The 1,885-nt window shown below is 38.9% G+C and carries 2 protein-coding genes and 1 pseudogene; all 3 read left to right on the top strand.

All coding sequences use genetic code 11. From position 1 onward, the window contains the following. The coding region (locus tag AC11ZT_RS13050; protein ID WP_484060018.1) for an ACT domain-containing protein at positions 1-554 on the top strand (554 nt) is incomplete at its 5' end. Continuing rightward, positions 551-1,612, top strand: a complete 1,062-nt coding sequence (gene thrC, locus AC11ZT_RS13045) for a threonine synthase (protein ID WP_484060017.1) — start codon at positions 551-553, stop codon at positions 1,610-1,612. The genes AC11ZT_RS13050 and thrC, both read left to right, overlap by 4 nt. Then, positions 1,609-1,885, top strand: a pseudogene (locus AC11ZT_RS13040) (homoserine kinase); the annotation flags it as partial. The gene thrC and the pseudogene AC11ZT_RS13040, both read left to right, overlap by 4 nt.

The raw sequence follows: 1,885 nt of genomic DNA, 5'->3' as shown, positions 1-1,885 counted from the left end.
GGGTGGCTTCAAGAACAGATGATGATAAAGTAGAAGTAAGCGTACAACCGTCATTATTACCTGATACGCATCCTTTAGCTTCTGTGAACAATGAATACAATGCGGTTTATGTATACGGAGAAGCCATCGGAGAAACGATGTTCTATGGTCCGGGAGCAGGAAGTCTTCCAACAGCAACTGCAGTTGTATCCGATTTAGTTGCCGTAGTGAAAAATATGGGATTAGGTGTGAATGGTCGTAGTGCCATTGCCCCTCAATTCAAGAAAGCGTTGAAAAGTCCTTCCGAGATTTTTGCGAAGTTCTTTTTACGTCTAACCGTTAAGGATGAAGTAGGAGTTTTAGCGAAAATTACAAATATATTTGCTGAACATGGTGTTGGATTTGATAAAATTCTCCAACTTCCAACTAAGCAAAAGGATTCTTCTGAGCTTGTTTTAGTTACACATACAGCATCGATTGACGCTTTTGAGAAAATCAATCAAAACCTGAATGATTATGATAGGGTTAAAGAAATAAAAAGCACATATCGTGTTGAAGGAGAGAATAATAAGTGAGTTGGCAAGGTCTAATCAAGGAATACAGAGAGTTTTTACCTGTAACTGAAAATACACCTGAATTAACCCTTTTAGAAGGAAATACACCACTTATTACATGTTCCAATTTATCTGAACAATTTGGTGTTGAACTATATGTTAAATATGAAGGTGCAAACCCTACAGGATCATTCAAGGATCGAGGTATGGTATTTGCTGTTGCAAAAGCCATTGAAGATGGTGCAGACACGATTATTTGTGCCTCAACAGGAAATACATCCGCTGCAGCTGCAGCTTATGCAGCACGTGCAAAATTACGATGTATCGTAGTGATTCCTAATGGGAAGATTGCAATGGGTAAACTTGCTCAAGCTGTTATGTATGGTGCAGAAATTGTAGCCATTGACGGTAACTTTGATAATGCACTTGAAATTGTTCGTAATATTAGTGCCAAATCACCAATTGCGCTAGTAAACTCAGTAAACCCATATCGTATCGAAGGTCAAAAAACATCAGCATTTGAAATCTGTGATACTTTAGGCTCTGCACCAGATATTGTAGCACTTCCAGTAGGGAATGCAGGAAATATTACTGCTTACTGGAAAGGTTTTAAAGAATACAATGCGAGTAAGCAAACAGGTCTTCCAGAAATGAGAGGATTTGAAGCAGAAGGTTCAGCGGCGATTGTTCATAATCGTGTATTTGAAAATCCAGAAACCATTGCAACAGCTATTCGAATCGGAAATCCAGCTAGCTGGAAAACAGCTGTTGAAGCAGCACAAGAATCAAACGGTAAAATTGACGAAGTATCAGACGAACAAATCTTAGAAGCATACCACTTATTAGCGAGTGAAGAAGGTGTATTCGCTGAGCCAGCTTCATGTGCAAGTATTGCCGGTGTAATCAAGCAATTAAGAACTGGCGAAATTAAAAAAGGCAGTCAAATCGTATGTGTGTTAACAGGAAATGGATTAAAAGATCCGAATACTGCTGTTGATACAAGCTCTATTACTCCAACATTGCTTCCAATGGATGAACAAGTAATAATTGAACATCTTCAGGGAGTGAAACAAGTATGAGTGAGGCAGATATGTTTTTAATTCGTGTACCGGCAAGCACCGCGAACCTTGGACCAGGCTTTGATTCGATGGGGATGGCCCTAGGGCTTTATTTAGAATTATACGGGTCTATTTCAGACAACTGGGAAGTTAATCCATTGAGTGAAGAGATGGCTATTTTCCCAAAAGATGACCAAAACTATATAGTTCAAATTGCTAAAAAAACGGCAGCATTCTATGGTAAAGAGCTTACACCATGTAAATTGTTTGTTTCAAGTGAAATCCCCTTAGCTC

This window comes from Ectobacillus sp. (genome assembly GCF_056992975.1).
This window is presented reverse-complemented; position numbering and strand designations above follow the sequence as displayed.